Annotated in this window: 25 protein-coding genes, 2 tRNA genes and 1 riboswitch; of the genes, 13 read left to right on the forward strand and 14 right to left on the reverse strand. The window is 63.4% G+C overall.

All coding sequences use genetic code 11. The features are described 5' to 3' along the window. Positions 1–49 precede the first annotated feature (49 nt). Both AOT96_RS26165 and AOT96_RS26170 read left to right on the forward strand, forming a co-directional pair. On the forward strand, positions 50–1,144 hold the full coding sequence (locus AOT96_RS26165) for a FecCD family ABC transporter permease (RefSeq protein ID WP_050655282.1): 1,095 nt from the start codon (positions 50–52) through the stop codon (positions 1,142–1,144). Beyond that, on the forward strand, positions 1,141–2,004 hold the full coding sequence (locus AOT96_RS26170) for a heme ABC transporter ATP-binding protein (RefSeq protein WP_065352941.1): 864 nt from the start codon (positions 1,141–1,143) through the stop codon (positions 2,002–2,004). Before AOT96_RS26165 ends, AOT96_RS26170 begins: the two co-directional genes overlap by 4 nt. On the opposite strand, the gene AOT96_RS26175 is transcribed toward AOT96_RS26170, so the two are convergent. Next, positions 1,985–2,407: a hypothetical protein gene (locus AOT96_RS26175; protein WP_042924727.1), complete on the reverse strand. Its 423-nt coding sequence runs from the start codon at positions 2,405–2,407 to the stop codon at positions 1,985–1,987. The genes AOT96_RS26170 and AOT96_RS26175 overlap by 20 nt on opposite strands. Positions 2,408–2,590: 183 nt before the next feature. On the opposite strand from AOT96_RS26175, the gene AOT96_RS26180 reads away from it, so the two are divergent. The 3 genes from AOT96_RS26180 to AOT96_RS26190 all read left to right on the forward strand — a co-directional run bounded on the left by AOT96_RS26180 (position 2,591) and on the right by AOT96_RS26190 (position 4,998). Beyond that, positions 2,591–3,616 (forward strand): hypothetical protein, encoded by a 1,026-nt coding sequence (locus tag AOT96_RS26180; protein ID WP_065352500.1) that lies wholly within the window; start codon positions 2,591–2,593, stop codon positions 3,614–3,616. Then, the gene (locus AOT96_RS26185) at positions 3,616–3,864 is read left to right on the forward strand and encodes a DUF5703 family protein (RefSeq protein WP_007733391.1); all 249 of its coding nucleotides are present in this window, start codon (positions 3,616–3,618) and stop codon (positions 3,862–3,864) included. The genes AOT96_RS26180 and AOT96_RS26185 overlap by 1 nt, the downstream gene beginning before the upstream one ends. A gap of 63 nt (positions 3,865–3,927) precedes the next feature. Beyond that, the gene (locus tag AOT96_RS26190) at positions 3,928–4,998 is read left to right on the forward strand and encodes a quinone-dependent dihydroorotate dehydrogenase (protein ID WP_003946149.1); all 1,071 of its coding nucleotides are present in this window, start codon (positions 3,928–3,930) and stop codon (positions 4,996–4,998) included. Positions 4,999–5,056: 58 nt separating this feature from the next. On the opposite strand, the gene AOT96_RS26195 is transcribed toward AOT96_RS26190, so the two are convergent. Together AOT96_RS26195 and AOT96_RS26200 are read right to left on the reverse strand one after the other, a co-directional pair. Continuing rightward, positions 5,057–5,593: a YbhB/YbcL family Raf kinase inhibitor-like protein gene (locus AOT96_RS26195; protein WP_054827756.1), complete on the reverse strand. Its 537-nt coding sequence runs from the start codon at positions 5,591–5,593 to the stop codon at positions 5,057–5,059. 65 nt (positions 5,594–5,658) lie between these two features. Further along, positions 5,659–7,011 (reverse strand): M20/M25/M40 family metallo-hydrolase, encoded by a 1,353-nt coding sequence (locus AOT96_RS26200; protein WP_003946170.1) that lies wholly within the window; start codon positions 7,009–7,011, stop codon positions 5,659–5,661. Positions 7,012–7,129: 118 nt separating this feature from the next. Here AOT96_RS26200 and AOT96_RS26205 point away from each other — a divergent pair. From AOT96_RS26205 to AOT96_RS26240, 8 genes are all read left to right on the forward strand, one after another. Next, positions 7,130–7,215, forward strand: a tRNA-Leu gene (locus tag AOT96_RS26205). A 162-nt stretch (positions 7,216–7,377) separates the two neighbouring features. Beyond that, positions 7,378–7,463, forward strand: a tRNA-Leu gene (locus AOT96_RS26210). Positions 7,464–7,571: 108 nt separating this feature from the next. Continuing rightward, on the forward strand, positions 7,572–9,113 hold the full coding sequence (locus AOT96_RS26215) for an SDR family NAD(P)-dependent oxidoreductase (RefSeq protein ID WP_231917352.1): 1,542 nt from the start codon (positions 7,572–7,574) through the stop codon (positions 9,111–9,113). A gap of 158 nt (positions 9,114–9,271) precedes the next feature. Then, entirely contained in the window at positions 9,272–9,703 is a 432-nt protein-coding gene (locus tag AOT96_RS26220; RefSeq protein ID WP_003946198.1) for a universal stress protein, read from the forward strand. Positions 9,704–9,747: 44 nt separating this feature from the next. Beyond that, positions 9,748–10,998 (forward strand): saccharopine dehydrogenase family protein, encoded by a 1,251-nt coding sequence (locus AOT96_RS26225; RefSeq protein WP_042451005.1) that lies wholly within the window; start codon positions 9,748–9,750, stop codon positions 10,996–10,998. A gap of 152 nt (positions 10,999–11,150) precedes the next feature. Then, on the forward strand, positions 11,151–13,334 hold the full coding sequence (locus AOT96_RS26230) for a malate synthase G (RefSeq protein ID WP_064074336.1): 2,184 nt from the start codon (positions 11,151–11,153) through the stop codon (positions 13,332–13,334). Positions 13,335–13,493: 159 nt separating this feature from the next. After that, positions 13,494–15,188: a VWA domain-containing protein gene (locus tag AOT96_RS26235; protein ID WP_007732001.1), complete on the forward strand. Its 1,695-nt coding sequence runs from the start codon at positions 13,494–13,496 to the stop codon at positions 15,186–15,188. Further along, the gene (locus AOT96_RS26240) at positions 15,188–16,336 is read left to right on the forward strand and encodes a metallophosphoesterase (protein ID WP_042451009.1); all 1,149 of its coding nucleotides are present in this window, start codon (positions 15,188–15,190) and stop codon (positions 16,334–16,336) included. The genes AOT96_RS26235 and AOT96_RS26240 overlap by 1 nt, the downstream gene beginning before the upstream one ends. Positions 16,337–16,358: 22 nt before the next feature. Here the strand turns inward: AOT96_RS26240 and gcvP are convergent, their stop codons facing one another. The 11 genes from gcvP to AOT96_RS26295 form a co-directional block, all read right to left on the reverse strand. Further along, positions 16,359–19,217, reverse strand: a complete 2,859-nt coding sequence (gcvP, locus tag AOT96_RS26245; protein WP_065352501.1) for an aminomethyl-transferring glycine dehydrogenase — start codon at positions 19,215–19,217, stop codon at positions 16,359–16,361. Between the two features lie 53 nt (positions 19,218–19,270). Beyond that, positions 19,271–19,399: riboswitch (glycine riboswitch) on the reverse strand. 220 nt (positions 19,400–19,619) lie between these two features. Then, positions 19,620–20,174, reverse strand: coding sequence for a MerR family transcriptional regulator (locus AOT96_RS26250; protein WP_021344354.1), 555 nt, complete (start codon positions 20,172–20,174; stop codon positions 19,620–19,622). Between the two features lie 332 nt (positions 20,175–20,506). Further along, positions 20,507–20,980, reverse strand: a complete 474-nt coding sequence (locus tag AOT96_RS26255) for a bifunctional nuclease family protein (protein ID WP_003946194.1) — start codon at positions 20,978–20,980, stop codon at positions 20,507–20,509. 93 nt (positions 20,981–21,073) lie between these two features. Next, positions 21,074–21,811 (reverse strand): transcriptional regulator FtsR, encoded by a 738-nt coding sequence (gene ftsR, locus AOT96_RS26260; protein WP_003946161.1) that lies wholly within the window; start codon positions 21,809–21,811, stop codon positions 21,074–21,076. Then, positions 21,811–22,305, reverse strand: a complete 495-nt coding sequence (gene garA / locus AOT96_RS26265; protein ID WP_003946166.1) for a glycogen accumulation regulator GarA — start codon at positions 22,303–22,305, stop codon at positions 21,811–21,813. The genes ftsR and garA overlap by 1 nt, the downstream gene beginning before the upstream one ends. Before the next feature lie 211 nt (positions 22,306–22,516). Then, positions 22,517–22,921, reverse strand: coding sequence for a glycine cleavage system protein GcvH (gene gcvH / locus AOT96_RS26270; protein WP_003946160.1), 405 nt, complete (start codon positions 22,919–22,921; stop codon positions 22,517–22,519). A 45-nt stretch (positions 22,922–22,966) separates the two neighbouring features. Further along, positions 22,967–23,749 (reverse strand): DUF881 domain-containing protein, encoded by a 783-nt coding sequence (locus AOT96_RS26275; RefSeq protein WP_047270499.1) that lies wholly within the window; start codon positions 23,747–23,749, stop codon positions 22,967–22,969. A gap of 3 nt (positions 23,750–23,752) precedes the next feature. Then, entirely contained in the window at positions 23,753–24,103 is a 351-nt protein-coding gene (locus AOT96_RS26280; RefSeq protein WP_003946178.1) for a small basic family protein, read from the reverse strand. Between the two features lie 13 nt (positions 24,104–24,116). Next, positions 24,117–24,983: a DUF881 domain-containing protein gene (locus AOT96_RS26285; protein ID WP_003946177.1), complete on the reverse strand. Its 867-nt coding sequence runs from the start codon at positions 24,981–24,983 to the stop codon at positions 24,117–24,119. Then, positions 24,980–25,579 (reverse strand): CDP-alcohol phosphatidyltransferase family protein, encoded by a 600-nt coding sequence (locus AOT96_RS26290; protein ID WP_030537518.1) that lies wholly within the window; start codon positions 25,577–25,579, stop codon positions 24,980–24,982. Before AOT96_RS26290 ends, AOT96_RS26285 begins: the two co-directional genes overlap by 4 nt. Positions 25,580–25,688: 109 nt before the next feature. Next, positions 25,689–26,303, reverse strand: coding sequence for an NUDIX hydrolase (locus AOT96_RS26295; protein ID WP_054781509.1), 615 nt, complete (start codon positions 26,301–26,303; stop codon positions 25,689–25,691). Between the last annotated feature and the right edge of the window lie 11 nt (positions 26,304–26,314).

The following is a 26,314-nucleotide window of genomic DNA, read 5'->3' on the forward strand; positions in this document are numbered from 1 at the left end:
GTGCTGATTCGTGAGTACAGAGACAGGTAGTTCCGAAGCAGGTAAGACTGTGTCGGCCGAGGATTCACACGACGTCGGGGGCGCCGACAAGTCGGCGTCTGCCCCCGCGTCGCGGTCGCGGGTGAGTGCGGTTCTGGTCAGCTTGACTCTCGCCCTCGTGATCGTCGCGGTGCTGTCGGCGTGCATCGGTCAAGTTCCGACGTCGCCACTCGAGGTTTTGGGCAGCATCCTGCATCGCATCGGGCTCGACCTCGGTCCGATGCCCGCCCATCCCAGCGGTGAAGTGACTTTGTGGGAGGTTCGATTCCCCCGCGTCGTGCTCGCCATCTGTGTCGGCGCGGCGCTGGGATGTTCCGGTGCGCTCCTGCAGGGTGTGTTCTCCAATCCGCTCGCAGAACCCGGAGTGATCGGAGTGTCTGCGGGCGCGGCAGTTGGCGCGAGTGCTGTCATCGTCGTCGGGGGAACGTTCGTGGCCGGCTGGGCCGTTGCTGCGGCTGCGTTCGTCGCCGGGCTGGTCACCACCGCGGCGGTCTACCTGCTGGCTCGGCACGAAGGCCGAACCGAAGTAGTGACGTTGGTGCTGACGGGCGTCGCGATCAACGCGTTCGCCGGCGGGCTCATCGCGTTCTTCACCTTCGTCGCCAGCCCGTCCGCTCGCGATCAGATCGTGTTCTGGCAACTCGGCTCACTCAACGGCGCTTCCTGGAACGCAGTCCTGATCGTGGCGCCGATGACCGTCGTCGGGATCGCCGCGACCATGATGATCGCCCCACGTCTGGACCTGCTGGCGCTCGGTGAACACGCGGCCCGTCATCTGGGCGTCAACGTCGAACGGCTTCGCCAGTTCGCGGTACTGATCGTCGCTCTCCTGGTCTCGGCGAGTGTTGCCTTCACCGGCATCATCCTCTTCGTCGGCCTGGTCGTTCCGCACCTGATGCGCATTCTCGTCGGACCTGGCCACCGCGCGCTGATTCCGGCGAGCGCCCTCGCCGGCGCACTGGTTCTGCTTGTCGCAGATCTGGGCTCGCGGTCGCTGATCGACAACGCAGACCTGCCCCTCGGAATGCTGACCGCTCTGGTGGGCGGCCCCTTCTTCTTCTGGCTTCTCCGACGCACGCGCGCGCAACAGGGCGGGTGGGCATGAGCAGCCTCGTAAGAAACTGGCGCGAACTGTTCGGCCGCGTCACCCCCGAACCGAAGAGCCCAGCCGTCGGTGATGTCACCCTCGAGGCGCGCGACATCACAGTCGAACGCGGTGGTCGGCAGATTCTGGAAGGCGTGTCCATCGAAGTCCGGGCAGGCGAGCTAGTCGTTCTCGTCGGACCGAACGGCGCCGGTAAGTCGACTCTTCTTGCGGCGTTGGCCGGTGATCAGCCCGTCATCGCTGGGCGGGTGGACGTTGACGGCACCGACCTCACTCAGTGGTCGCCGATCGACATGGCGCGCCGACGCGCGGTGCTCCCCCAGAAACACACCATCGGATTTTCGTTCAGCGCTCGCCAGGTGGTTCGTATGGGACGTGCGCCATGGACCGGAACTCGCCGAGAAGACCGCGACGGCGCTGCTATCACCGCGGCGATGAAGACCTGCGATGTCGAGGGGTTCGCCAATCGGCCGTTCGCCGTGCTGTCCGGCGGCGAGCAAGCGCGGGTCGCGCTGGCCCGGGTACTGGCACAGGAAACGTCGACCATCCTGCTGGACGAGCCGACTGCAGCTCTCGATCTCGGACACCAGGAAGCGGTGATGTCCGTGGCGCGCGCTCGCGCTGCGGACGGCGATGCCGTCGTCGTCGTTTTGCACGACCTCGCGTTGGCAGCGGCGTACGCGGATCGGATCGTCGTGCTCGAAAACGGCCGCATCGCCGCTGACGGTCCCCCGGAATCGGTGTTGCACGAAGAGCTTCTGACCCGCGACTACGGTTATCCGGTCGAGGTCTTCCCGCATCCGACAACCGGAGCAACGCTGGTCATCCCGCGCCGAGAATTCACCGAACAGAATCGATGATCGATCCCAGCCTGTTCAGGACGGCTCTCACCGTCGGCAGGCTGCGACCGTCGCTCTCACGAACTCCGTCACCGGGACCGGGCTGTGACCAATCAGCCTCCGTGGACAGAACTGCGTCGCGGACCACACCGGCGATGCTTCGCTCGTCGGTCAGATCGATGTCGGTCACCGATCGCTCCGCGGTGGCGACAACGTCTGCAGGGGTCGGCACACTGTGCTCGCAGTATTCGCCGTATACCTCGACGAACAGCATGCTCTTTCGTACGCGGAACGCGAAAGTTCGACCGTCGGACCTGCCGAAACCGTGTGCATGGGCGCCGACGGTGAGGTCCTCGATCTCGAAGCCCGGCCGCGCCGGTTCGGGCGACTGCGCGCCGGAATCGGTGGGTTCTGTGGGAATCACAATGATCTCCTCGGTGATTGCAGCGTCAACCGCAATCGCTGTTCGTACGGTATCGCGTCAAGGGTGTGAGCGGAATGGTCGGTAGTTCCTCGACGCGATGAACGGCGCCCGACTGCGATCAGGGATGATCGATGACAGTCGCACTGCGTGAAGAACAGATGACAAGAAAAAGAGGAACTACACATGGCTCGCCTAGGGATCCGCACCACTGCAGCAGCAATGGGGGCGGCGGTTCTGCTGGTCACAGGATGTTCTTCCGGAGATGGCGGAGACGACCTCATCACGATCGATCCCGCAACGGCAGCGGTCTCACCGGCCACCATCAGTACCCCGGACGGCGTGGTTCACCCGTATTCAGGTCTGATCGATTCCATCACATTCGACCCGATCACGCGTAGCGCTGTAGTGGTTGCCAACGACCCCCGTTCGGTGCTGGTCGTTCCTTCGGACGGTTTGGCCGGCGCCGACCCCGCCTCTGCAGGCCGTCCAACAGCCCTGGATTCCGACGTACGCGACGTTTCGATCGGCTCTGACGGTAGCGCTCTTCTGTCGATGGATCGCCAGGTCGTGAAGCTGAATCTGACTTCGGGCGAACAGACGTCCATCCCGGTAGACGGGCAGGCGAATTCAGCGGTCGAACTCAACGACGGCCGCATCGCGATCGGCACGGACAATGGTTCAGTTCACATCGTCGACCCGAAGACCGATCAGTCACAGACGGTTTCGGGATTCGCATCCGTCGACGAACTCGCGGTCACCGGCGACAACCTGAGCGCCCTCGATCACCGTCAGACCTCGTTGACGGCGATCAACCTCGAAGACGGCAAACTCGGCGTCGCTCTCCGCGCCGGTGAGGGCGCAACTCATCTGGCCACCGATCGCTTCGGACGCATTCTGGTCACCGACACCACCGGCAACGAACTGCTCGTCTTCACTGCCGATCCGCTCCTGATGCACCAGCGCTACCCCGTCGGCGAGTCGCCGTACGCCGTTGCCTACGACGAGACCGCGGATCGGGTGTGGGTGACACTGACCGCGACCAATGAAGTGGTCGGCTTCGATCTGTCGTCCGGCATCCCCGTGGAGACCGGACGGTTCAAGACGGTGCGACAGCCGAATTCGTTGGCCGTAGACTCTTCCAACGGCAATCTGATCGTCGGATCGGCAACCGGTGACGGGCTGCAGGTCATCCCGTCACGGGAGAACTGATGGAAAAGCGAGCGCGCGGGATCCCCGCGCAGTGGGAGACGTCGGACGACAAGTTCGACTATGTGCCCCTTCGACTACCGCCGAACGTTTCGCGGGTCACGGCGTCGATGCGTCTGGCGATCTCCGCCGAGTTCGGCGGATGGGAACTCTCCCGAGTCCGTCTCTACCCCGACGGCAGTCGTCGCGTGCTCCTCAAGCGAAAGAAGACGCCGCTGCACGTGACCGATCCGGACGGCATTCAGCACTGATCGTCCAACAGACGACCAGAGCCCGCCGCTGACAAAATCACACCATCGAAGAGCTGGAGAATCGTGTACCAACTGCTGCTGAGCCTGATGTTCCGGGTCCCACCGGAACGCATCCACCACATTGCCTTCACCGCGATGAAACTGGTGACACGGTTCGCTCCCCTTCGCTGGCTGGTCGCAAAAGTCCTTGTCGTCGACGACCCGGTACTGCGGAGTCAGGCATTCGGTCTGACGTTCCCGGCACCTCTCGGCCTGGCCGCAGGATTCGACAAGGACGCCACCGGAGTCGACGCCTGGGGCCCGTTGGGATTCGGTTTCGCCGAGGTCGGAACAGTGACGGCCCAGGCTCAGCCCGGTAACCCCGCGCCGCGTCTCTTCCGTCTTCCGGCCGACCGCGCTCTGATCAACCGGATGGGCTTCAACAACCACGGCGCTGGTCACGCGGCGAATTTCCTGCGACAGCGCCGCGTCACGGTGCCGATCGGTGCCAACATCGGCAAGACCAAGATCGTCGAAGCCGCCGACGCCGCTGCCGACTACACCGCCAGCGCGCAGCTTCTGGGTCCGCTGGCCGACTTCATGGTCGTGAATGTCAGCTCGCCGAACACACCTGGACTCCGTGATCTGCAGGCCGTCGAATCACTGCGCCCGATCCTGCAGGCCGTGCTCGACACCGTCAGCGTGCCGGTACTGGTGAAGATCGCGCCCGACCTCTCGGACGAGGACGTCGACGCGGTCGCCGATCTGGCAATCGAACTCGGACTTGCCGGAATCGTCGCGACCAACACCACGATCCGTCGCGACGGTTTGAAGACCCCGGACGCCGAGGTAGCTGCACTCGGCGCAGGCGGGCTGTCCGGTGCACCGGTCGCCGAGCGCTCACTCGAAGTACTTCGGCGCCTGTACGCCCGAGTGGGCGACAAGATGACCATCATCTCGGTCGGCGGTATCGAGACGGCCGATCAGGCGTGGGAACGGATCCTCGCCGGCGCGACACTGGTGCAGGGATACACCGGCTTCATCTACGGCGGACCGTTCTGGGCTCGCAGCATCCACAAGGGGATAGCCAAGCGGGTCCGCGCAGCGGGTTTCTCGTCGATCGCCCAGGCTGTGGGAGCTGAGAACCCTCGCTAGAGAGTGCTGTGCGCCTTTATTAACCGCCCGCGGTTAATAAAGGCGCACAGCAAAGTGACTATTCGACCTCGAACGTCCCGGTCAGGGTTGCACGCGCAATCGCGTGATGGAACACGTTGAAACCGAGGAACGCCGGCGACGAATCAGGGGTGACTCCGTCGAGCGCCTCCACGTCGAGGGCATGCACCGCGACGATGTAGCGATGCGGACCGTGCCCGGGAGGCGGGCCTGCACCGATGAAACCGAACCCACCACCGTCGTGGCGGAGGGTGACGGTTCCGGCGGGCAGGACATCGCTGTCCGCCGCGCCGGCACCGGCCGGGAGCTCGGTGACGGAAGCGGGGATGTTCGCCACGGCCCAGTGCCAGAACCCCGACGCAGTCGGTGCGTCCGGATCGAACACCGTCACCACGAAGCTCTTCGTCTCGGCCGGAAAGCCGGACCACGAGAGCTGCGGTGAGATGTCTTCGCCACCGGGGACACCGAAGGCTCCACTGGCCTGAGCAAGCTTCAGCGGCTGGCCCGCAGTGATGTCGTCACTGGTCAGCTCGAAACTCGGCAACTTCGGCAATGGTTCGTACGGATCGTGCGCCATGCGAATCCTTTCTGTGACAAGAGAGCTCGATGTGCGTCGAGCTCACGGATCTATCTACGTGCTCGTCAGGAATTGAGCAGGAAATGTTCCAGAACACGTGTCCCGAACAGTAGTGCGTCCACCGGAACTCGCTCGTCGACGCCGTGGAACAGCGCGCTGAAATCCAGCTCGGGCGGCAACTGCAACGGCGCGAAGCCGAAGCAGCGAATGCCCAGTTTCGCGAATGCCTTCGCGTCGGTTCCGCCGGAGAGCATGTACGGAACTGTGCGAGCCTCCGGATCGTGGGCGAGGATCGCCTCGTTCATGGCGTCTACGAGGTGGCCGTCGAACGTTGTTTCGTACGAATCCAGCTTGGTGATCCACTCGCGGGTCACGTCGGGACCGATCAGTTGGTCCACCGTGCGCTCGAATTCGGCCTGCCGTCCCGGCAGCACGCGGCAGTCGAAGACCGCCTCGGCAGTCTGCGGAATGACGTTCGCCTTGTATCCGGCCTTGAGCATCGTCGGGTTCGCCGTGTCACGGAACGTCGCCCCGATGATGTTGGCGATCGTCCCCAACTTCGCGAGAGTCCCGTCGATGTCGGGTGATCCCGGATCGAAGTCCAATCCGGTCTCCTCGCCGACGGCGGTCAGGAACTCCGCGACCGAATCCGAGATCACGATCGGGAACTGGTGGGCAGCAAGCCTCGAGACCGCGCCGGCGAGTGTCGCGACCGCGTTGTCGTCGTGGAGGAAGGAGCCGTGTCCGGCGCGTCCCTTGGCAGTCAGACGCATCCAACCGAGGCCCTTTTCCGCAGTCTCCACGAGGTAGAGCCGGCGGTCGGTTCCGTCAGGCCGCGGAACCGTCAGCGAGAAACCGCCGACCTCACCCACGGCCTCGGTCACTCCCTCGAACAGATCCGGGCGGTGCTCGACCAGCCACTGGCATCCGTACTTTCCGCCCGCTTCCTCGTCCGCCACGAAAGCGAACACCAGATCACGCGGCGGTACGACGCCTTCCGCCTTGAACTGTCTGGCGAGGGCCAGGATCATCCCGACCATGTCCTTCATGTCCACGGCGCCGCGCCCCCAGACGTAACCGTCCTGGACGGTGCCGGCAAAGGGATGGACGCTCCAGTCGGCGGGCTCGGCCGGAACTACGTCGAGGTGACCGTGAAGCATCAACGCACCACGACCCGACTCGGCTCCCTTCAAGCGAGCAAAGACATTTCCTCGGCCGGGTGCTCCGGACTCGACGTATTCCGTCTCGTAACCGACTTCTTGAAGCTGCGCGGCAACCCACTCCGCGCACGCACGCTCGCCTTTGGTGGTTTCGAGTTCTCCCGTGTTCGAGGTGTCGAAGCGGATGAGGGAACTGACCAGTTCGACTACTTCTGCTTCGGCTCTGCTCGGATTCGGATTATTCGGGGTTGTGGTCATTCCACTTTCCTACCATCGAATCAAACGACGCGGGCGACCGGAATGCCCCGCAACCTGGCGATTTGGGGCAGCTCACCTAATCGGATACTCTTTCCCAGCACCGAGAAATCGGGGCCGAGTCCGAGTGGCGGAATGGCAGACGCGCTAGCTTGAGGTGCTAGTGTCCTATTAACGGACGTGGGGGTTCAAGTCCCCCCTCGGACACTCGAATACAGCAGAAAGACCCCAGCCTGATCAGGTTGGGGTCTTTTTGCTGTGCGCCTTTATTAACCCCCGGCGGTTAATAAAGGCGCACAGCAGTGGGGCGATTTGGGACCTGGGGATGGCATCGGATACTCTTTCCCAGCACCGAGAAATCGGGGCCGAGTCCGAGTGGCGGAATGGCAGACGCGCTAGCTTGAGGTGCTAGTGTCCTATTAACGGACGTGGGGGTTCAAGTCCCCCCTCGGACACTCTGTGTTGAGACAGACAGGAAAAGCTCCGGTTCATCGAACCGGAGCTTTTCTCGTAATTGGCGAAGTTCCCGCACCAGGGAACAGTCCGCGCGAGCGGCGATCGAGATGGAACAGAAGTTCGAAGTGGATACAGACACCAAGAAGTCGGATGCACTGCAGGCAGATTCGCTGGAAACAGCCGATTCAGAATCTGCTCGAGCCGAACTCACCGGACTCGACCCCGCAGAACTCGAAATCTGCCTGAAGGTCCTTTCCGAAGCCGCCGAACTCGACGACGAGCATCCCGATTCGATCACCATGCAGCGCGCTGTCGGCCATCTGTTCAAGCGACTCAAGAAGAAGCGTCGCCTCGCCTCGCGCGCAGCCGTCAACGAAGCCGACCGCCAAGTGGTCGCTGCGACTGCCACCGGTTCACCCGATCGCATCGACGACGAGACCGCAGGCATTCCGATCAAGTCGAACACCGCGGGCGCTTCCGCCGGCACGCTCATCAAGGCGCGGCCGTGCTACATCTGCAAGCAGCGCTACACCGCAGTCGACGCCTTCTACCACCAACTGTGCCCCGATTGCGCTGCCACCAGCCGCAGCAAACGTGATGCCAGCACTGATCTCACCGGCCGACGCGCACTTCTGACCGGCGGCCGCGCGAAGATCGGCATGTACATCGCGTTGCGCCTGCTGCGTGACGGCGCACATCTGACCATCACGACGCGATTCCCCAACGACGCGATCCGCCGATTCAAAGCGATGGAAGACAGCAACGACTGGATTCACCGTCTGCGCATCGTCGGCATCGACCTCCGCGACCCCGCCCAGGTTGTTGCACTCGCGGATTCCGTTGCCGCACAGGGTCCACTCGACATCCTCATCAACAACGCCGCGCAAACCGTCCGACGCTCCCCCGGTGCCTACGGCGCTCTGGTCGACGCCGAGTCCAGTGCGCTTCCCGCCGGTGAACTCCCTGATGTCCTGACTTTCGGCAAGACGAGCGACGCCCACCCCGCGGCTCTGGCCGGATCGCTGTCGGACGTCGCAAGCATCACCTCCGGAAATCTGTCCGCCGACGCGGTCAGTTCACTCGCCCTCGTCGCCAAGTCGGCGTCACCCGATCGCATCGAGCAGGGCATCGCCATCGACGCGGGCGGGCTGCTGCCCGACCTCGCGCACACCAACAGCTGGGTTCAGACCGTCGAAGAGGTCGATCCAATCGAGCTTCTCGAAGTCCAGCTCTGCAACTCGGTCGCGCCCTTCATTCTCGTTTCGCGCTTGCGCCCGTCGATGGCCGCGGCCGCTGCACGACGCAAGTACGTCGTGAACGTTTCCGCCATGGAAGGCCAGTTCAGCCGCGCGTACAAGGGCCCTGGCCACCCGCACACCAACATGGCCAAGGCAGCACTGAACATGCTGACCCGCACCAGCTCCAAGGAAATGCTCGACGACGGCATCCTCATGACCGCCGTCGACACCGGCTGGATCACCGACGAACGCCCACACTTCACCAAGATGCGGTTGGCCGACGAAGGTTTTCACGCACCACTCGACCTCGTCGACGGTGCCGCCCGCGTCTACGACCCCATCGTTCAGGGTGAACTGGGCGTCGACCTGCACGGCTGCTTCCTCAAGGACTACAAACCCTCGCCGTGGTGATGGGCGGCACCGCCGCGGTGGTGACAGGCAGCACCTAGCCGCCCCGATGTGGCGATCTCGTCACCCCCAAACCCCCGTGTCGAGTAGCTCATTTCAGGTAGAGCACAGCATTGCAGGCGATAATGGAGTGCGTACCTGCTCACCGACTCGGAGGAACCATGACGATCGCCGTCGTACACAAGGACAGCCCGGAAGGCCGCGCCGCAATCGTGGCCGCCGCACGGGAATCCGTGGGTCGAAGCGAGGAACTGCTGGTTCTGCACGTCCTGGACGACGTCAACATCGGAGGCACGGTCAACCTCGGAGACACCGAGGACGATCGGGCCGCTCTTCGCGGCGAGATCCAGTCAGCGCTCGACGCCGGTGGATTCTCGGAGACGAAGTGGGATCTGCGCACCACCGAGCACGACGGCGATCCGGTTACCGCGCTCGTCGACCTGGTCCACGACGCGGGTGTCGATCTCCTGATCGTCGGAACACGCCGGATGTCCCCCATCGGCAAGTTCCTCCTCGAACGCCCGCTGCAGCGTCTCCTACTCGAAGTGGAGGCTCCGATCCTCGTCGTCAAGGAACCCCTCCCCGCCGAGTGACCTCGGTCACATCACTTTCGGGTGCTCGTTTGTAGGCTGGCTCCATGACTGGAACCTCGCCCGCCCGAGAACTCGACATCATCGTCTACGGAGCGAGCGGCTTCGTCGGTAAGCTACTCGCCGACTACCTCGTCAAACATGCTCCCGAAGGCACGAAGATCGGCCTCGGTGGCCGCTCCCTCGAAAAGTTGGCAGCCACTCGCGCCGATCTGGGTACTGCCGCTGCCGATCTCCCCTTGATCATCGCCGACGCCGACGACGCAACCGCACTGAAGGCACTCGCCCAGCGAACCCGGGTCGTCGCCACCACGGTCGGCCCGTATGCCAAGTACGGCCACGCCCTTGTTCACGAATGCGCCTCCGCCGGAACTCATTACGTCGACCTGACCGGTGAGGTGCTGTTCCACCGCGAGAGCATCGACGACAACCATGAGCTGGCGGTCTCGACCGGTGCCAAGATCGTCCATTCCTGCGGATTCGATTCCATCCCTTCCGATCTCGGAGTTCACGTCCTGCACGAGAAGGTCGCCGCCGACGGCGCCGGCGAGCTCACCGACACCACCCTGGTGGTCACGGCCCTGCGCGGCGGCGTGAGCGGTGGCACCATCGATTCGCTTCGCAACCAAATCGACGTGTCGAAAGACGATGCGCGCCTGCGGAAACTTGCTGCCTCGCCGTACTCGCTGAGCCCCGATCGTGATCGGGAGCCCGAACTCGGACGCCAGAGCGACGTGAGCGTAATCGACGGCAAGAAGATCGATCCGTCGTTGAAGGGGTGGAAAGCGCCGTTCGTGATGGCGTCGTACAACACACGAGTCGTCCGTCGCAGCAATGCGCTCCGAGAGTGGGCGTACGGCAAGAAGTTCAAGTACAGCGAGGTGATGAGCGTCGGCTCATCGGTGGTGTCACCGGTGATTGCGGGCGGCGTGGCGGTCGGCCTCGGCGCGCTGGTCGCCGGACTCGCTCTACCTCCGACACGTTTCCTTCTCGACAAGGTCTTGCCGGCTCCCGGTGAAGGTCCGAGCGAGAGCACCCAGAAGAAGGGCCACTTCACGCTCGACGTGTTCACCACGACCACGACCGGCGCCCGATACACATCACGAGTGAAGGCGAAGGGCGACCCGGGATACAGCGCGACGGCGGTAATGCTCGGCGAATCTGCGTTGTCGTTGGCGAAGGACCAAAAGGCTCTTCCCCCGGCCACCGGCGTTTTGACTCCAGCGACAGCGCTCGGCGACGTCCTGGTCGAGCGTCTACGCGCGGCTGGTTTCGAGATTTCCGCGCGCAAACTCTAGACAGAACGAATTTCACTTGATCGTTTCAGCTCTTCGCGCCCGATTATCGCAGCTCAGGGCGCGGACAGCGGTGGGAATACTCCCAGGTAACATTGATGTTGGTTCATGGCATCCATATGTGATGCTCCGCTTTCGGAAAAGTGAGGCTATTCATGACTGAGCGCGTTCAGGTCGGCAGTCTTCAGGTTGCCAAGGTTCTCTACGACTTCGTGGTCGAGGAGGCTCTTCCCGGCACCGGTGTAGACGCCGAAACGTTCTGGGCCGGCGCCGACAAGGTCATCACCGAGCTCGCACCGAAGAACCGCGACTTGCTTGCCAAGCGTGACGATCTGCAGGCTCAGATCGATCAGTGGCATCGCGATCACGCCGGCGCTCCCATCGACGCCGCCGCGTACAAGGCGTTCCTGCAGGAAATCGGCTACCTCCTGCCGACGCCTGCCGAGTTCTCGGTCACCACCGCGAACGTCGACACCGAGATCACCTCGACGGCCGGCCCGCAGTTGGTCGTGCCGATCCTCAACGCGCGCTTCGCACTCAACGCGTCCAACGCCCGCTGGGGTTCGTTGTACGACGCGCTGTACGGCACCAACGCCATCTCCGAGGAGAACGGCGCCGAGAAGGGTTCCGGCTACAACAAGGTCCGCGGCGACAAAGTCATCGCCTGGGCGCGTGAATTCCTCGATGCGGCAGCACCTCTCGCGTCGGGATCGCATGCAGATTCAACCAAGTACGTTGTCGACGGCAGTGAACTGAAGATCACGTTGGCAGACGGTACTGTCACCACGCTCGCCCAGCCGGAGAAGTTCGTCGGCTACCTCGGCGAGAAGGACGCACCGACGAGCATCCTGCTGCTCAACAACGGATTGCACGCCGAGATCCAGATCGACGCCTCGTCCCCGATCGGCAGCACCGACGCCGCCGGCGTCAAGGACGTCGTTCTCGAATCCGCCGTCACCACGATCATGGACTTCGAGGACTCGGTCGCCGCTGTCGACGCCGACGACAAGGTTGTAGGCTACCGAAACTGGTTGGGTCTCAACCGCGGTGACCTGTCCGAGGAGATCAAGAAGGGCGCCAAGTCCTTCACCCGCACGCTCAACGGCGACCGTAAGTACACCGCAGTCGACGGCAGCGAACTCAGCCTGCACGGTCGTTCGCTCCTGTTCGTCCGCAACGTCGGTCACCTCATGACCAACCCCGCGATCCTCGACGCCGACGGCAACGAGGTCCCCGAGGGCATCCTCGACGCCTTGATCACCAGTGCCTGTGCAGTGCACGGCCTCTCGATCAGTGACGCCAACGGACCGCTCGACAACAGCCGCACCGGCTCGATCTACATCGTCAAGCCCAAGCAGCACGGTCCCGAGGAAGTTGCCTTCACCACCGAACTGTTCGGCCGTGTCGAGCAGGTCCTCGGGCTTCCGGAGAACACGCTCAAGGTCGGCATCATGGACGAGGAGCGTCGTACGACGGTCAACCTCGCCGCCTGCATCAAGGAAGCCGTCGACCGCGTCGTGTTCATCAACACCGGCTTCCTCGACCGCACCGGCGACGAGATCCACACCTCCATGGAAGCCGGCGCGATGGTGCGCAAGGCCGAGATGAAGAAGCAGAAGTGGATCGGTGCGTACGAGGACTGGAACGTCGACACCGGACTGGCCTGCGGCCTGCAGGGCAAGGCGCAGATCGGCAAGGGCATGTGGGCCATGACCGAGCTGATGGCAGACATGCTCGAGCAGAAGATCGGTCACCCCAAGGCCGGCGCCAACACCGCATGGGTACCTTCGCCGACCGGCGCAACGCTGCACGCGACGCACTACCACCGCGTCGACGTATTCGCAGTTCAGGACAGCCTGAAGGGCAAGCCTCGCGCGAGCGTCGACGACATCCTGACCATCCCGCTCGCTCCCAGCACCGACTGGACGGACGCGGAGAAGAAGGAAGAGCTCGACAACAACTGCCAGTCCATCCTCGGCTACGTGGTCCGTTGGATCGACGCGGGCGTCGGCTGCTCCAAGGTTCCCGACATCCACGATGTCGCGCTCATGGAGGATCGCGCCACGCTGCGCATCTCGAGCCAGCTGCTCGCCAACTGGCTGCGTCACGGCATCGTCAGCGAGAGCGACGTTGTCAGTGCACTCGAGCGCATGGCCCCGGTTGTCGACCGTCAGAACGAGGGCGACGCCGAGTACCGCAACATGGCACCTGATTTCGATTCCAACATCGCGTTCCAGGCTGCCAAGGAACTCATCCTCGAAGGCGCGAAGCAGCCCAGCGGATACACGGAGCCGATCCTGCATCGCCGCCGCCGCGAGTACAAGGCCGCCAACGCCTGATTTCACCTTCTTCGAACTCGAAGCTGAACCCGAACAGCCTCGGCACCGCTCCCGGTGTCGAGGCTGTTCGCGTAGGCCCCGAAGTTTCGTCACTAGACTGGCCGAGGACACAGTCCGTTCAACAGACATTCTTCGAGTGACCAAGGTAGGGCAAGGTACGTGGGCGAACATCGCGGCGGGTCAGGCGCCAGAGGTATCAGTAAGGGGCCGATTCTCGTCGTCGTGCTGATCGTCTTGATCGTGGCAGGCTTCTTCGGATGGAAGGCCCTCAGCAACCGGATCGACGATCAGGGACAGCAGGCAGCCGGTACGTGCGTCGAGGGCAACAAGACACTCGACGTCACCGCGGATCCGTCCATAGCCCCACAGGTCGAGGAACTGGCGAAGCGGTACACCCAGACCTCGCCGGTGGTGCGTGATCACTGCATCGCCGTCGTGGTGCACGGTGCGCCGTCCGCGTCGGTCTCGACGGCACTCGAAGCCGGTCCGGCGGCCCCCTGGGACGACGCAGCATTGGGACCGCGTCCCTCCCTGTGGATCCCGACGAGTTCGTTCGAACTCGCGCCACTGTCGGGCAAGGCCGTGATCAACGGTGATCCTCGCTCGCTCGCGAGTTCCCCGATCGTTCTGGCAGCCGGTCCCGAGACCGCGGCAGCATTGGCCGGCGCAGCATCGAGTTGGAAGTCTTTGCCTTCCGATCTGACGGTCGCCCTGCCGGTCGGAAGTACCGAAACCTCGATGGCTGCACAGGCGATCGCTGCCGACGTCGCCGATGCGGGTGCCGGTCCGGTCACGACGGATCAGGCGAAGTCCGCTCAGGTCAACGCTGCGCTCAGTGCACGGGCGTTGCAGTTCCAATCCTTGCCGACTCCCCCCTCGTCCACCGCCGAAGCCCTCGGAGCACTGAGCGCCGGAACACCGGATTCGGTGAAAGCCGTTCCGGCCACGGAACAGTCGATAGCGCAGAGCGCGAACGCGGCGATGACGACGTACTCCCCCGCCGGCGCAACGCCAGTCGCGGACTATCCGGCGGTCATCGTCTCGGGCAGCGGGATCGACGAAACCGCGTCGCGCGCAGCGGCACAGTTTGCCGATTTCATGCGTGAGCCGAATCAGTCACAGTTGTTCGTCGGCGCCGGTTTCCGGGTCGAGGGCCAAGACCTTCCCGATCTCGGGGCGGTGTCCCCGGCCAAGATCTCGTCCACGTTGAAACCGGCTTCGGCGGAGACCGCAGCGGCGCTCGGTGACATAGTCGCCAACCCGGTCTCGCCGCGTAGTGCCACCATCCTGATGGACACGTCGGCGTCGATGGGTACCGACGACGGTGGCACTACCCGCTTGGCGAACGTTGCCTCGGCGGTGAATACCCAATTGGGTCGCAGCCCTGACGCTTCGGACATCGGCCTTCGCGAGTTCAGCACGGGCACCGACGGAAAACCGTCCGAGCGCATCCTGGTTCCGGGCGGTTCACTGTCCGAGCCGAATCGGCGTGCCACGATCACCGATTTCCTCAACGGGCTTCGGGCCGGCGGAAAGACCTCCAAATACCCGGCGCTTGCCAGCTCCTACAAAGCCGCCGTGGACGGTTTCGACGCGGGGCGAGTCAACTCGGTGCTGCTGATCACCTCGAGTACGCCTGACGAATCCACCACGACGCGAGCCGAACTGCTCAGCGCGATCGCCGCTGCGGGCAATCCGTCGCGTCCGGTACAGGTCGACGTGATCGTCGTCGGTGCGGGCGACGACGTCTCCACACTCCAAGACGTCTCGGATCGGACGGGCGGCACATTGGTTCGGGTCGATTCGACGTCCGACCCCGCTCTCGCGGCCGCAGTGACCAAGATGCTGTCCTGATGGGGCGCGTCGCGGTTTTTGCAGTCCTTCTCGCCCTTCTGACCTGGTTCCTGCATCGCCGACTCGTTCGCGCCACCGGCATCCCGAGGCGATGGGCTCGTCTCGCCGACACTGCGCTTGTCGTCTTGGCGGTCTCGACGCTCATCGGGGTCGGCAGCGGCGAAGTCTTCTCGACGTCCTGGGCGCGACCGATCGGATTTGTCGGATGGGTCTGGCTGGCTTCGTGGCTGTATCTGATTCCCGGACTGCTCGTGATCGGCCTGTTCGCCGGGATCGGTCGACTACGTGCACGCCACACGGATACCACGACCGAAGTCGACCCAGCCAAGCGTCGTACGTTGCAGTTGGCTACGGCAGCAGTCACTCTCGCGGCGATCGGCACCGCCGGCTACGGCGTCTACGAGGCGTCGGGCCCCAAGATTTCTCGCGTCCGGGTGCCGCTCGCTCGTCTACCTGAGGGCTTCAACGGATACCGGATCGCCTTGATCACCGACCTGCACGTGGGACCGGCCCGCGGGGTCGACTTCACCCGCAAGGTGGTCGATATCGTGAACTCGCAGAATGTCGATCTGATCGCGATCGGCGGCGACCTCGTGGACGGAACCGTCGCGAAAGTTGCTCCCGATCTTGCTCCGCTCGCCGATCTTCGGGCGCCCGACGGAATCTTCGGAGTCAGCGGAAACCACGAGTTCTACGCCGACGACGGCGGCAAATGGCTCGACGTGTGGGAGACATTGGGGATCACCACACTTCGCAACAGCCGCACCTCGATCCAGCATGGCGGCGATACCATCGACATCGTGGGCATCCACGACTACACGTCGCCGGCCCCGTACGAGCCGAACCTGACTGCCGCGCTCGCAGGTCGCGATCCGAATACTTTCGCCTTGCTTCTCGCGCACGAACCGCGTCAAGCGATCGAGGCATCCGAGATGGGTATCGATCTGCAACTGTCCGGGCACACTCACGGCGGTCAGATGTGGCCGCTGCGGTATCTCGTTCCGCTGCAGCAGCCTTCGGTGCAAGGCTTGGACAGGGTCGGAAACACAGTGCTGTACACGACGCGTGGCGCCGGGGCTTGGGGTCCGCCGGTACGCGTCGGCGCCCCGCCGGAGATCACCGTTCTCGAACTCGTACACGAGAGGTGATGATCTCCGGCGGGCACACGCCTTAGTTGCCTGCGAACGCTTCGATCGGCGGGCAGGAGCAGACCAGGTTGCGGTCGCCATGTGCACCGTCGATACGACGCACGGACGGCCACACCTTCGGGCGAGCCTTGCCACGCGGGAAGACGGCGATCTCACGCGAGTACGGGTGATCCCACTGCGCTGCAATGCTTCCCGCAGTGTGGGGAGCACCGCGTAGCGGGTTGTCCTCCACCGTCCACTCGCCCGCTCCGACGCGATCGATTTCGCCGCGAATGGCGATCATCGCCTCGCAGAACTCGTCGATCTCTTCGAGGTTCTCGCTCTCGGTGGGCTCGACCATCAGTGTGCCGACCACGGGGAAGCTCATGGTCGGAGCATGGAAACCGTAGTCGGCCAGACGCTTTGCCACGTCGTCGACGGTGACGCCGGTGTCCTTGGTCAACCCACGGAGGTCGAGGATGCACTCGTGCGCGACCATGCCGTTCTCGCCGGTGTAGAGAACCGGGAAGTACTCGTCGAGTCGACGCGCGATGTAGTTGGCCGACGCGATGGCGGTCAGGCTGGCGCGGCGCAGGCCCGCAGCACCCATCATCCGGATGTAGGTCCAGGTGATGGGCAGAATGGACGCACTGCCGTACGGCGCTGCCGAGATCGTTCCTCTACCACCGAGTTCGGGGGCCATCGGGTGTCCGGGTAAAAACGGCGTCAAGTGTGAGCGCACACCGATCGGGCCGACGCCGGGTCCGCCGCCGCCGTGCGGGATGCAGAAGGTCTTGTGCAGATTCAGGTGGCTGACGTCGCCGCCGAATCGGCCCGGACGGGCAAGGCCGACAAGCGCATTGAGGTTGGCGCCGTCGACGTACACCTGGCCACCGGCGTCGTGTACCGCTGCACAGATGTCGGAGATCTCGTGCTCGTAGACACCGTGTGTTGAAGGGTAGGTGATCATGATCGCGGCGAGACGCTCGGCGTGATCGGCGATCTTCGCGCGCAGATCGTCGACGTCGACGTCACCGTTGGGACGGCAGGCGACAACCTCGACGCGCATCCCGGCCATGACGGCAGAAGCCGCGTTGGTGCCGTGAGCACTCGACGGAATGAGGCAGGTGTCGCGGTGGTCGTCGCCCCGGCTGAGGTGGTAGTTGCGGATCGCGAGCAGGCCCGCGTATTCCCCCTGGCTGCCGGCGTTGGGTTGCAGGCTGACGTTGTCGTAGCCGGTGACCGCGACCAGCCAGTCTTCGAGATCCTTGATGATCTTCAGCAGACCGGGCGCATCCGATGTCGGCGCGAACGGATGGATCGCGTTGAACGCGGGCCAGGTGATGGATTCCATCTCGGCGGTCGCATTGAGCTTCATGGTGCACGAACCCAGCGGGATCATGCTGCGATCGAGGGCGATGTCCTTGTCGGACAGCGCGCGCAGGTAGCGAAGCATTGCCGTTTCCGTACGGTAACGGGTGAAGGCTTCGTGCTGCAGGTAGTCGGAGGTGCGCTCCTGAGCAGCCGGAACCGAATTGCCCTCGGCTTCGATGGCGACAACAGCATCCTCGATCCCGAACGCGTCGAGCACGGCAAGGACGTGGTCGGCGGTCGTGGCCTCGTCGCAGGAGATACCGACATGATCGGCATCGACCAGACGCAGGTTGATCCCGGATTCCTTGGCCGCAGCGACGACGTCGGCCGCCTTGCCCGGAACCTGAGCGAGCACGGTGTCGAAGAACGAATCGTGGACGACGGTCACGCCGCCTTCGCGCAGGCCGTTTGCCAACGCGTGTGCGCGGGCAGCGACGCGCAACGCAATCGCCTTGAGTCCCTCGGCGCCGTGGTAGCTCGCGTACATCGCAGCGAGGATGGCGAGGAGCACCTGAGCGGTACAGATGTTGGACGTCGCCTTCTCGCGGCGAATGTGCTGCTCACGTGTCTGCAGCGCCAGGCGGTACGCCTTGTCTCCGTCTGCGTCGATGGAGACGCCGACCAAGCGGCCGGGCAGCTGACGCGCATGCTTGGAGTGCACGGCCAGGTAACCGGCGTGCGGTCCGCCGTATCCCATGGGAACACCGAAACGCTGGGTGGTTCCGAAGCACGCATCCGCGCCGAGCTCACCGGGTGAGGTGATGAGCGTCATCGCGAGGAGGTCGGCGCCGACGGCAACCAGTGCGCCGCGCTCGTGAGCTTCCGCGACGATCGAGGCGTAATCGACGACTCGTCCCGAGGCACCTGGGATCTGGGCGATGACGCCGAAGAAGTCACCTTCCGGAAGACCAGCGGTGAGGTCCGCGGAGACGATCTCGATGCCGAGCGGCTCGGCGCGAGTCTCGATGACGGCGAGGGTCTGCGGGTAGAGATCGGCGTCGACGACAAATCGTGGGGACTTGCTGCGGTTCGCGCGGCGCAGGAGCGTCATGGCTTCGGCAGCGGCGGTGGCCTCGTCGAGCATCGACGAGTTTGCCAGTTCCATGCCGGAGAGATCGGCGACCATGGTCTGGAAGTTGAGGAGGGCTTCGAGACGGCCCTGGCTGATCTCCGGCTGATACGGGGTGTACGCGGTGTACCAGGCCGGGTTCTCGATGATGTTGCGCAACAACACCGGCGGCGTCAACGTGTCGAAGTAGCCGAGGCCGATCATCGACGTCGCGACGGTGTTCTGGGCTGCGAGTGCAGTCAGTTCGGCAAGTGCCTCGTGCTCTCCGACCGGAAGCGGCAGAGCGTCGAGTCCGGCAGCGATGCCGTTCGGGGCAGCGTCGAGGATGACGGAGGGAACGGCCTTGGTTGCCAGTTCGTCGAGTGAATCGACCCCGACGAGTTCGAGGATGCGCGCGAGTTCCGCGGCGTTCGGACCGACATGGCGGTCGGCAAATATACGGCTTGCAGCGTCGATCACGACAACTCCCAGACAGATCGGAGGATCAGGACACACACCGAACTGCGGTGTGTTCCTCCCCCTCTGTCGCATGCTCGATTCCCGAGCGCCTGAGAGATTCGGTAGTGATCCGCCGAAGGCGGAAGCCACAGCCTTTCCCCGTCGGCGGGTGGGTTGTCCCACCGCTTTCCAGAGGCGTCGGAGCCCGTACGGTCCTTGGTGCCTGAGAGATTGACGGGGAGGTATTGCTCCTTCGGCGCCCTGATCCCGCTCACGACTGACCTTTGAGACAAAGACTGAAACAAAGACAAGTTCGGTGAATCGGTATCCGAGGCTCTCCCGTACGCCGGCGACGCAGGCTCAGTCTAGTTGACCGAAACGCCTACCTGCACCGTGGCATCCTCCAAAGAGATGTGACGTACGTTATCCGGTTTTGCGGCTGGCGCGATTCTTGCGTCGCGAAGCCAACTCGTCTTCCGGGTTGGGATCACTTTCGCCGCCGTCGGCCCGCTCGGCAGGGAAGTCGGCGATCGTTCCGGTGAGTTCACGCATCGCGCCACTGACTGCGATGCCGAATACGCCCTGCCCACCCTGGAGGAGGTCGACGACCTCTTCGGGGGACGTGCATTCGTACACGGTGGTGCCGTCGGAGAACAGAGTGATGTTGGCAAGATCGCGGACGCCACGCTTACGGAGGTGATCGACGGCAACGCGGATGTTCTGCAGTGAGATGCCGGTATCGAGCAGACGCTTCACGATCTTCAGAACGAGAATGTCCTTGAAGGAGTACAGACGTTGGCTTCCGGATCCGGCAGCGCCACGGATCGACGGAACAACCAACGACGTCCGTGCCCAGTAGTCGAGTTGGCGGTACGTGATCCCGGCGATCTGGCACGCACTGGGTACTCGATATCCGACGAGGTCGTCGGGGATGGAATCGTCCGGGAACAAGCCCGGCTGCAGCTCTTCGGAAGACATTTCTGCAGTCGCGGCACTACCGGCTATGCCCGTCCCGCGCTCATTCGACTGTTCTTCCACTGCCGTCTCCCTCTCGCTTCGCCATCATGTAACCAACCTGTGCTATCAGCAGTCACGAGAATCCCGTGCCGACCGAACTTTCAGATGTGAATCCAAGGCAGGTAATTCCATGAGTGGACTTACCCAGAGTACGCCTCGATCGACAAGGCGAGAAGATCTCCACCGCACGCAACGGTAAGTCCAGGAGGGTGCATGGTCAACGCAACACGCCGACCGAAACTCAACCTCCACTTGAGAGTTGAAGACTAAAGTCCGCAACCAGTCAATTCAGGCTAACCATCAGTGGCTTTGAAATCGTCCGGCGAGATGGTGTCGAGGAATTCCTTGAACTTCTCGACCTCGTCTTCGCGCTCGTCGGGAATGACCAGACCGGCCTCGGCGAGAACAGCCTCCGACGCGAAGATCGGAACGCCGATGCGCAGGGCCAATGCAATCGAGTCCGACGGACGTGCCGAGACAGTGGTCTGCTCGTCGAAGACGAGATCCGCGTAGAAAGTGCCCTCTTGCAGGTCCACGATCCGAACTTCCTTGAGGCTCCGACCGAAAGATTCGATCAAGATCTTGATCAGGTCGTGAGTCAGCGGCCGCGCCGGCTCGACTCCCTGTTGTTCGAGAACAATCGCGGTAGCTTCGGTTTGCCCGATCCAGATCGGCAGGTACCGATCGCCGTCGGACTCTCGCAGCAACAGGACCGGCTGATTCTGAGGCTGCTCGACACGAACTCCGATCACACGCATTTCGCCCATCGAGCTTGCCTCCAACCTGACGTGATCCAGCCGACCGACTCCGATGCGGTCGTACTGAAATTCTATTCGAGTGTGCCCCGCTGATCGAGGAACTCAGCGATCGAGACTTCCCCGAACTGCCGATTTGACCAGACACGTGTGCAAAGTCAGTGACAGAGCGGCCAGCTCCCGCACCATTTCCTCGGCACGATCACGTGCTCCGGCGTCACGACCCTTGGCAACCGGTCCGGCGATCTGAGTCACCAGTCCCGCTTCGCGATCAGCAGCCAACTTGAACGCGCGCAGATGGCGAACCTCCAAGCCGTACTCGGACATCGCCTTAGCGGTGCGCGCCAACGTCACGGCATCCTCGTCGAAGAAGCCCGCCGCGCCGGGAACGACCAAACCGGTGCGGATCAGATCGGTCAGAAACCGATCGTCGATGTCGGCGCGCGCGAGAAGATCCTGACGACCGACTCGAACTTCGCGATCGACCCGGAACGCCTCGGGTGAGACATCGCCCGTAGCGATCGACAGGACGCGAGCACGACGAGGCGCAGGAACTTCTGCACTCACCGTCGCTGCGCCACTGTCGATCGCTTCGAGTTGTTCTTTGATCACTTTGAGCGGCAGGTACTGATCGCGTTGAGCGGTCAGCACGAAGCGAAGACGCTCGCAGTCCTCGACAGAGAATCTGCGGTATCCCGACGGTGTCCGTTGCGGGCTGATCAAGCCCTCGGACTCGAGGAAACGGATCTTCGAAATCGTCACGTCGGGAAAATCTGGACGCAACCGATCCAGCACGGAACCAATCGACATTCCGGGCTGGCTCTGCTGCCGCACTGCCGTCATTAGCTACCCGCACCTGCTGACGACTCGCCGACCTGCGAACCGCCGGCACGAGGGCCGGTGAGGAACACCAGACGGAACTTGCCGATCTGAACCTCGTCACCATTCGCGAGAACTGCCGAATCGACAGGCTCACGGTTGACGTAGGTGCCGTTGAGGCTTCCGACGTCGACGACGTGGAAATCTGCATCTTCCTGACGGAACTCGGCGTGACGACGGCTGACGGTCACGTCGTCCAGGAAGATGTCGCTGTCCGGGTGCCGACCTGCCGACGTCGTCGGCTGATCGAGCAAGAAGCGGGATCCTGCATTCGGTCCCCGCTTGACCACCAGAAGTGCGGCTCCGGCGGGAAGACCTTCCACGCCCGAAACCGGCTGCTCGGCGGCCGGTGCTGCAGAGGAGGTGTTGTCGAGCTCATTGAGGAAGTCCGCGCGGAAAACCGAAGTGGTCTCCGCCGGCGACTCCCCATAGCCCGCGTCGTTACCGTTCTCGCTCACTGTTTCTCCTCCTGGGTCAATCATCCAGATCATGAATCACTGGACTACGCAGTGCACTTTCTTCACGAGCATCTTTCACAGTCACGTTCGATACGGCCCTGCGCCCCGACTCGGCACATGCGTACCTAACGACCGTACCCTGCGCAGACCGCCGTGTGCAGCGAGACAGGCCGCGACACAACACGAGTTGGCCGGTCCACGCGCAGGTTTTCTACTCGGACGTGAGTCCCTTGTATGCCTCCGCGTCCAGAGTTGCCGCGAGTGCGGCGTCGAGTGTGGCCTCGTCGGCAACCTCGAGTTCGACCAACCAACCCGTGTCGTACGGGTCGGTGTTGACGAGGTCGGGCTGTCCGTCCAATTCACCGTTCGCTGCAAGAACTTTCGCAGTGAACGGAGCAAAGATGTCGGAGACGCTCTTGGTCGACTCGACCTCACCGAGCGATTCACCGGCGGTCACGTCTTCGTCGACAGCGGGAAGCTGGACGAACACGACGTCACCGAGCTGCGACTGAGCAAAGTCGGTGATACCGACTCGAACTGAGGTCGGGCCGGTTCGCTTCACCCACTCGTGCTCCGCGGTGTAGCGCAGATCGGTAGGTGTATCGAGCTCACTCACAGTGGCTTCCTTTCACAGGCCGTCCGAAAGTCGGACGCAAAAAGATCAATTTCCGGGTTGAGCGTATTGGCGCGGATTCAATTGTCGCAAGACGGAGATCGTGACCTGCTGCGATTGCTCGACGGACGACGTTCCGCCATTGCGTGCGACATTGTCGAAGACGCCTCCGGGAATGTTCAACGCTGCCGCCAATGTCGGCGGATCTCCGATCGCGGTCACAGTGTACGGCTGCTCGATCCGGGTTCCGTCCAATTCGATCTCGCCGCCGCGCCCACTCACCCACGAGTTCACGCCGATACGAATGGGTTCGCCGTTCGCACCTGCGATCGAGATGGCTTCGGCACCGGCAGCACGCAGTTCCTGGATGAGATCGAGAATCACTTCCGATCCGACGCCGCCCGCCGGATCTGTCAGGGTCATCGTCACACCCGGTCCAGTGGCCGGAGCGGTCCCCACTTGAATGGAGAGTGAGGTCAGCCGCGCCCGCGCCTCGTCCAGCGCTGCTCCCGTGTTGCCACCGGCTTCCAAAGTGGCAAGCGATTCCTGAAGATTCGCGACTTCCTGCCTCAGCGCGGCTTCGCGCCGATTCAAATTGTCGAGAACCACCAGGAGGTCGGCAGGGCGCGCGGCGTCGAGTGAATCTCCGGCCACTGTGCTGCGTACCTGTGTGGCAATCGCAACGCCGAGCACGCTCAACAGCACAGCAGCGAGGATTGCGAAGACGACGTTGGTGCGGTGTTTGGACGGTGAACGCAACTCGTGACGACCTTCACCCGCAGTGGTGACGGGAGGTTCTTCTTCCGGTTCGGTCGTGGAATGTTCCGCCATGACTCACGCTCCGAACAGTCGGCGTCGCAATGCCGCTGCGTTGCCGAAGATCCGGATACCCAACACGACGACGATCGCCGTCGAGAGTTGAGTACCGACACCCAACTGATCACCGAGCCAGACGATCAACGACGCGACGAGCACGTTGAAGACGAAGGAAACCACGAACACCTTCGCGTCGAAGATTTCGTCCAGATACGCGCGTAGTCCACCGAAGACGGCGTCGAGCGCCGCAACGACAGCGATCGGAAGATAGGGCTGGATCACGTCGGGCACCTGCGGGCTGAAAACTACGCCCAGGACGATGCCGACGACCAGTGCTGCGAGTCCGTACAGGGCGGAACCGGCCTTCATCGAACTCCTTCTGTCACTTGGGTTCTGTGGGTTCTGTTGCCACTCGGACGGCGCGAGGCGCCGCAGGCGGCAGAGTCAACGAATCGTCTTCGGCCACCGCGAAACCGACTCCGTACAGTTGCGAGACGCTAGACATTCTCACGTAGGCGTCGCTGACGACGAATTTCCGCTGCAGTGCTCGCGTGTCTCCGATCGCCTCGACGAGGTACGGGGAGAAAACAGGTTGGTTGTCGACGAGCATCGCGCCGCCGGCCTGACGAATGGTCACCGTCGGCCCGATTCGCACTCCGCCGACGGCGATCGCCTCCGCTCCCCCAGCCCACAGGGCGTTTACGACGGTCTGCAGATCGCGATCGAGGACAACTGTCTTACCGCCGACACTCCGTTGCGACGCATCCGAGAGGTTCGGGCGTCCGGCCGGGTCGGTCAACGTCACCACCAGTCCCTCTCCGTGAACAGCTTCGGCTCCTGCGCCGGATTCGACCGCTCGCAGTTGGTCGAGGACGGCGCTGCCGCGTGCATCGCCTTCGAGCGCCACGCCGCGCGCGGCGTCGACGGCTCCGCCGAGTGAATCGCGGGACGCGGCCAGTGAATCGATTCGATCCTCCGCATCACGGACCTTCGCCACCAACTCGCTTCGAACCTCTTCGGTGCCGGTCACCTGCTTCGTCGCCTGAACAGCCGAGACCGTGACGATGAACCCGATCAACAGTGCGCCGAGGGCCAGCCACGGCCCCGTCTTCGAGGATCTGTTCTTGGTGTGCTCGTGCTGGCGTTCGAATGCAGTTGCCTCGTAGCCCGGGTCGAGATGTTCGGTCATGAGTGAGCGAAGCAGCGACGGTACCGGGTTACGACGGACGTCCTCCCCGGTCGACTTCATCGGGGCACGACCTCGTGGGTTCGCGCAACGTCAACGGCCTTGAGCACGTAGATCGCGGCAGTCCACACGTACAGGACGGTTCCCCAGATCAGGAAAGCGAAACCGAAGGCATGGGTGAACGGTCCGATGGCCCAGTCTCCGTGCCCGGCAAGAATCAACGGCAGCGCGAACATCAGTAGGAAGGTCGCAGCCTTGCCGAGATAAACCACCTCGGGCGGTGGCAGGCCACGCCTGCGGTAGATCGGCAGCGTCAACGCAAGCAGAAGATCACGGCCGATGAGTATCGCTGCGACCCACCAGGGAATGAAATCGCGGGCGACGAAGGTGACCAGTGTCGTCACGACGTACAGACGATCGACCAGCGGGTCGAGAAGCGCTCCCAGACGCGAGGTCTGTCCGAGCACTCTGGCCAGCTTGCCGTCGAGCCAGTCGGTGAACCCGCTGAGCATCAGCAGCGCCAATGCCCAGCCGTCCGAGTGCGTGACGAGCAACAGGTAGGCGAACAGCGGCAGAGCGAGTAGACGCACGATACTGAGCACGTTGGGAACAGTGAGAATCCGGTCCGTGGGGATCGGTTCTTGTTCGCCAGAGTTCACTGCACACACCTCGCGTCGTTCGATTGCCGTGCGGCCAGCTTTCCACAGCACGACGGACTATTCGCCGAGGCGCCGTAGCCTGAACTGTCCCGAGCGTGTCGAGCTGCCCTTATCTCCAGGCGAACACCGGCTGCTCGAGCTTGTCGATGCGCGTGTGCCGTCCGTTCAGCACTTCGCGGAACTGATAGATGACGGCTCCGGTCGGCGCATGGATCAGGCTCGTTCGGAACGGCCATTGGATCACCGGGTTCGGTGACTCCGCGATGGTGACGAAGCGCGAGTCCACGTCGAGCTCCTCCGACGTGACGGCATACACCTGGGCCACCTCGTCGGGATTGGGTACCAGTCCCCCGATGTCCTCGCCCGACCACATGACGAACGGCCGGATCACGAATCCCGAACGAGTGACGTAGTCGTCGAGCCGGCCGATGATCTTCGACTCGGGAACGTCGACACCCAGCTCCTCGGAAAGTTCCCGAACCGCTGCCTGTTCGGACGACTCGCCCGGGTCGACGCTTCCGCCCGGCAACGCGAATTGACCGGGGTGGGCGCGCATCTTGCTCGGCCGCTTCGTCACCGGGAACACTGGTGTTCCGTCCGCTGTCCGCATGACGACGATGACCACCGACGCCGAGCGCCTTCCGTCCAATTCGACCGACCGAGGTTCGAAAGCGGCAAGTGAGGCGACCACGTGGTCCCGATTCAGTAAATCTCCGTTCACCATGGCTCGACAGT

Source organism: Rhodococcus sp. 008 (genome assembly GCF_001682295.1).
In the GTDB taxonomy this organism is placed as follows: domain Bacteria; phylum Actinomycetota; class Actinomycetes; order Mycobacteriales; family Mycobacteriaceae; genus Rhodococcus_F; species Rhodococcus_F qingshengii.

Coding starts and splice junctions, on each gene's coding strand:
- AOT96_RS26170 (WP_065352941.1), top strand. CDS start 1,141: ATGAGCAGCCTCGTAAGAAACTGGCGCGAACTGTTCGGCCGCGTCACC.
- AOT96_RS26180 (WP_065352500.1), top strand. CDS start 2,591: ATGGCTCGCCTAGGGATCCGCACCACTGCAGCAGCAATGGGGGCGGCG.
- AOT96_RS26185 (WP_007733391.1), top strand. CDS start 3,616: ATGGAAAAGCGAGCGCGCGGGATCCCCGCGCAGTGGGAGACGTCGGAC.
- AOT96_RS26195 (WP_054827756.1), bottom strand. CDS start 5,593: ATGGCGCACGATCCGTACGAACCATTGCCGAAGTTGCCGAGTTTCGAG.
- AOT96_RS26200 (WP_003946170.1), bottom strand. CDS start 7,011: ATGACCACAACCCCGAATAATCCGAATCCGAGCAGAGCCGAAGCAGAA.
- AOT96_RS26215 (WP_231917352.1), top strand. CDS start 7,572: ATGGAACAGAAGTTCGAAGTGGATACAGACACCAAGAAGTCGGATGCA.
- AOT96_RS26220 (WP_003946198.1), top strand. CDS start 9,272: ATGACGATCGCCGTCGTACACAAGGACAGCCCGGAAGGCCGCGCCGCA.
- AOT96_RS26225 (WP_042451005.1), top strand. CDS start 9,748: ATGACTGGAACCTCGCCCGCCCGAGAACTCGACATCATCGTCTACGGA.
- AOT96_RS26230 (WP_064074336.1), top strand. CDS start 11,151: ATGACTGAGCGCGTTCAGGTCGGCAGTCTTCAGGTTGCCAAGGTTCTC.
- AOT96_RS26240 (WP_042451009.1), top strand. CDS start 15,188: ATGGGGCGCGTCGCGGTTTTTGCAGTCCTTCTCGCCCTTCTGACCTGG.
- AOT96_RS26250 (WP_021344354.1), bottom strand. CDS start 20,174: ATGTCTTCCGAAGAGCTGCAGCCGGGCTTGTTCCCGGACGATTCCATC.
- AOT96_RS26255 (WP_003946194.1), bottom strand. CDS start 20,980: ATGGGCGAAATGCGTGTGATCGGAGTTCGTGTCGAGCAGCCTCAGAAT.
- ftsR (WP_003946161.1), bottom strand. CDS start 21,811: ATGACGGCAGTGCGGCAGCAGAGCCAGCCCGGAATGTCGATTGGTTCC.
- AOT96_RS26275 (WP_047270499.1), bottom strand. CDS start 23,749: ATGGCGGAACATTCCACGACCGAACCGGAAGAAGAACCTCCCGTCACC.
- AOT96_RS26280 (WP_003946178.1), bottom strand. CDS start 24,103: ATGAAGGCCGGTTCCGCCCTGTACGGACTCGCAGCACTGGTCGTCGGC.
- AOT96_RS26285 (WP_003946177.1), bottom strand. CDS start 24,983: ATGAAGTCGACCGGGGAGGACGTCCGTCGTAACCCGGTACCGTCGCTG.
- AOT96_RS26295 (WP_054781509.1), bottom strand. CDS start 26,303: ATGGTGAACGGAGATTTACTGAATCGGGACCACGTGGTCGCCTCACTT.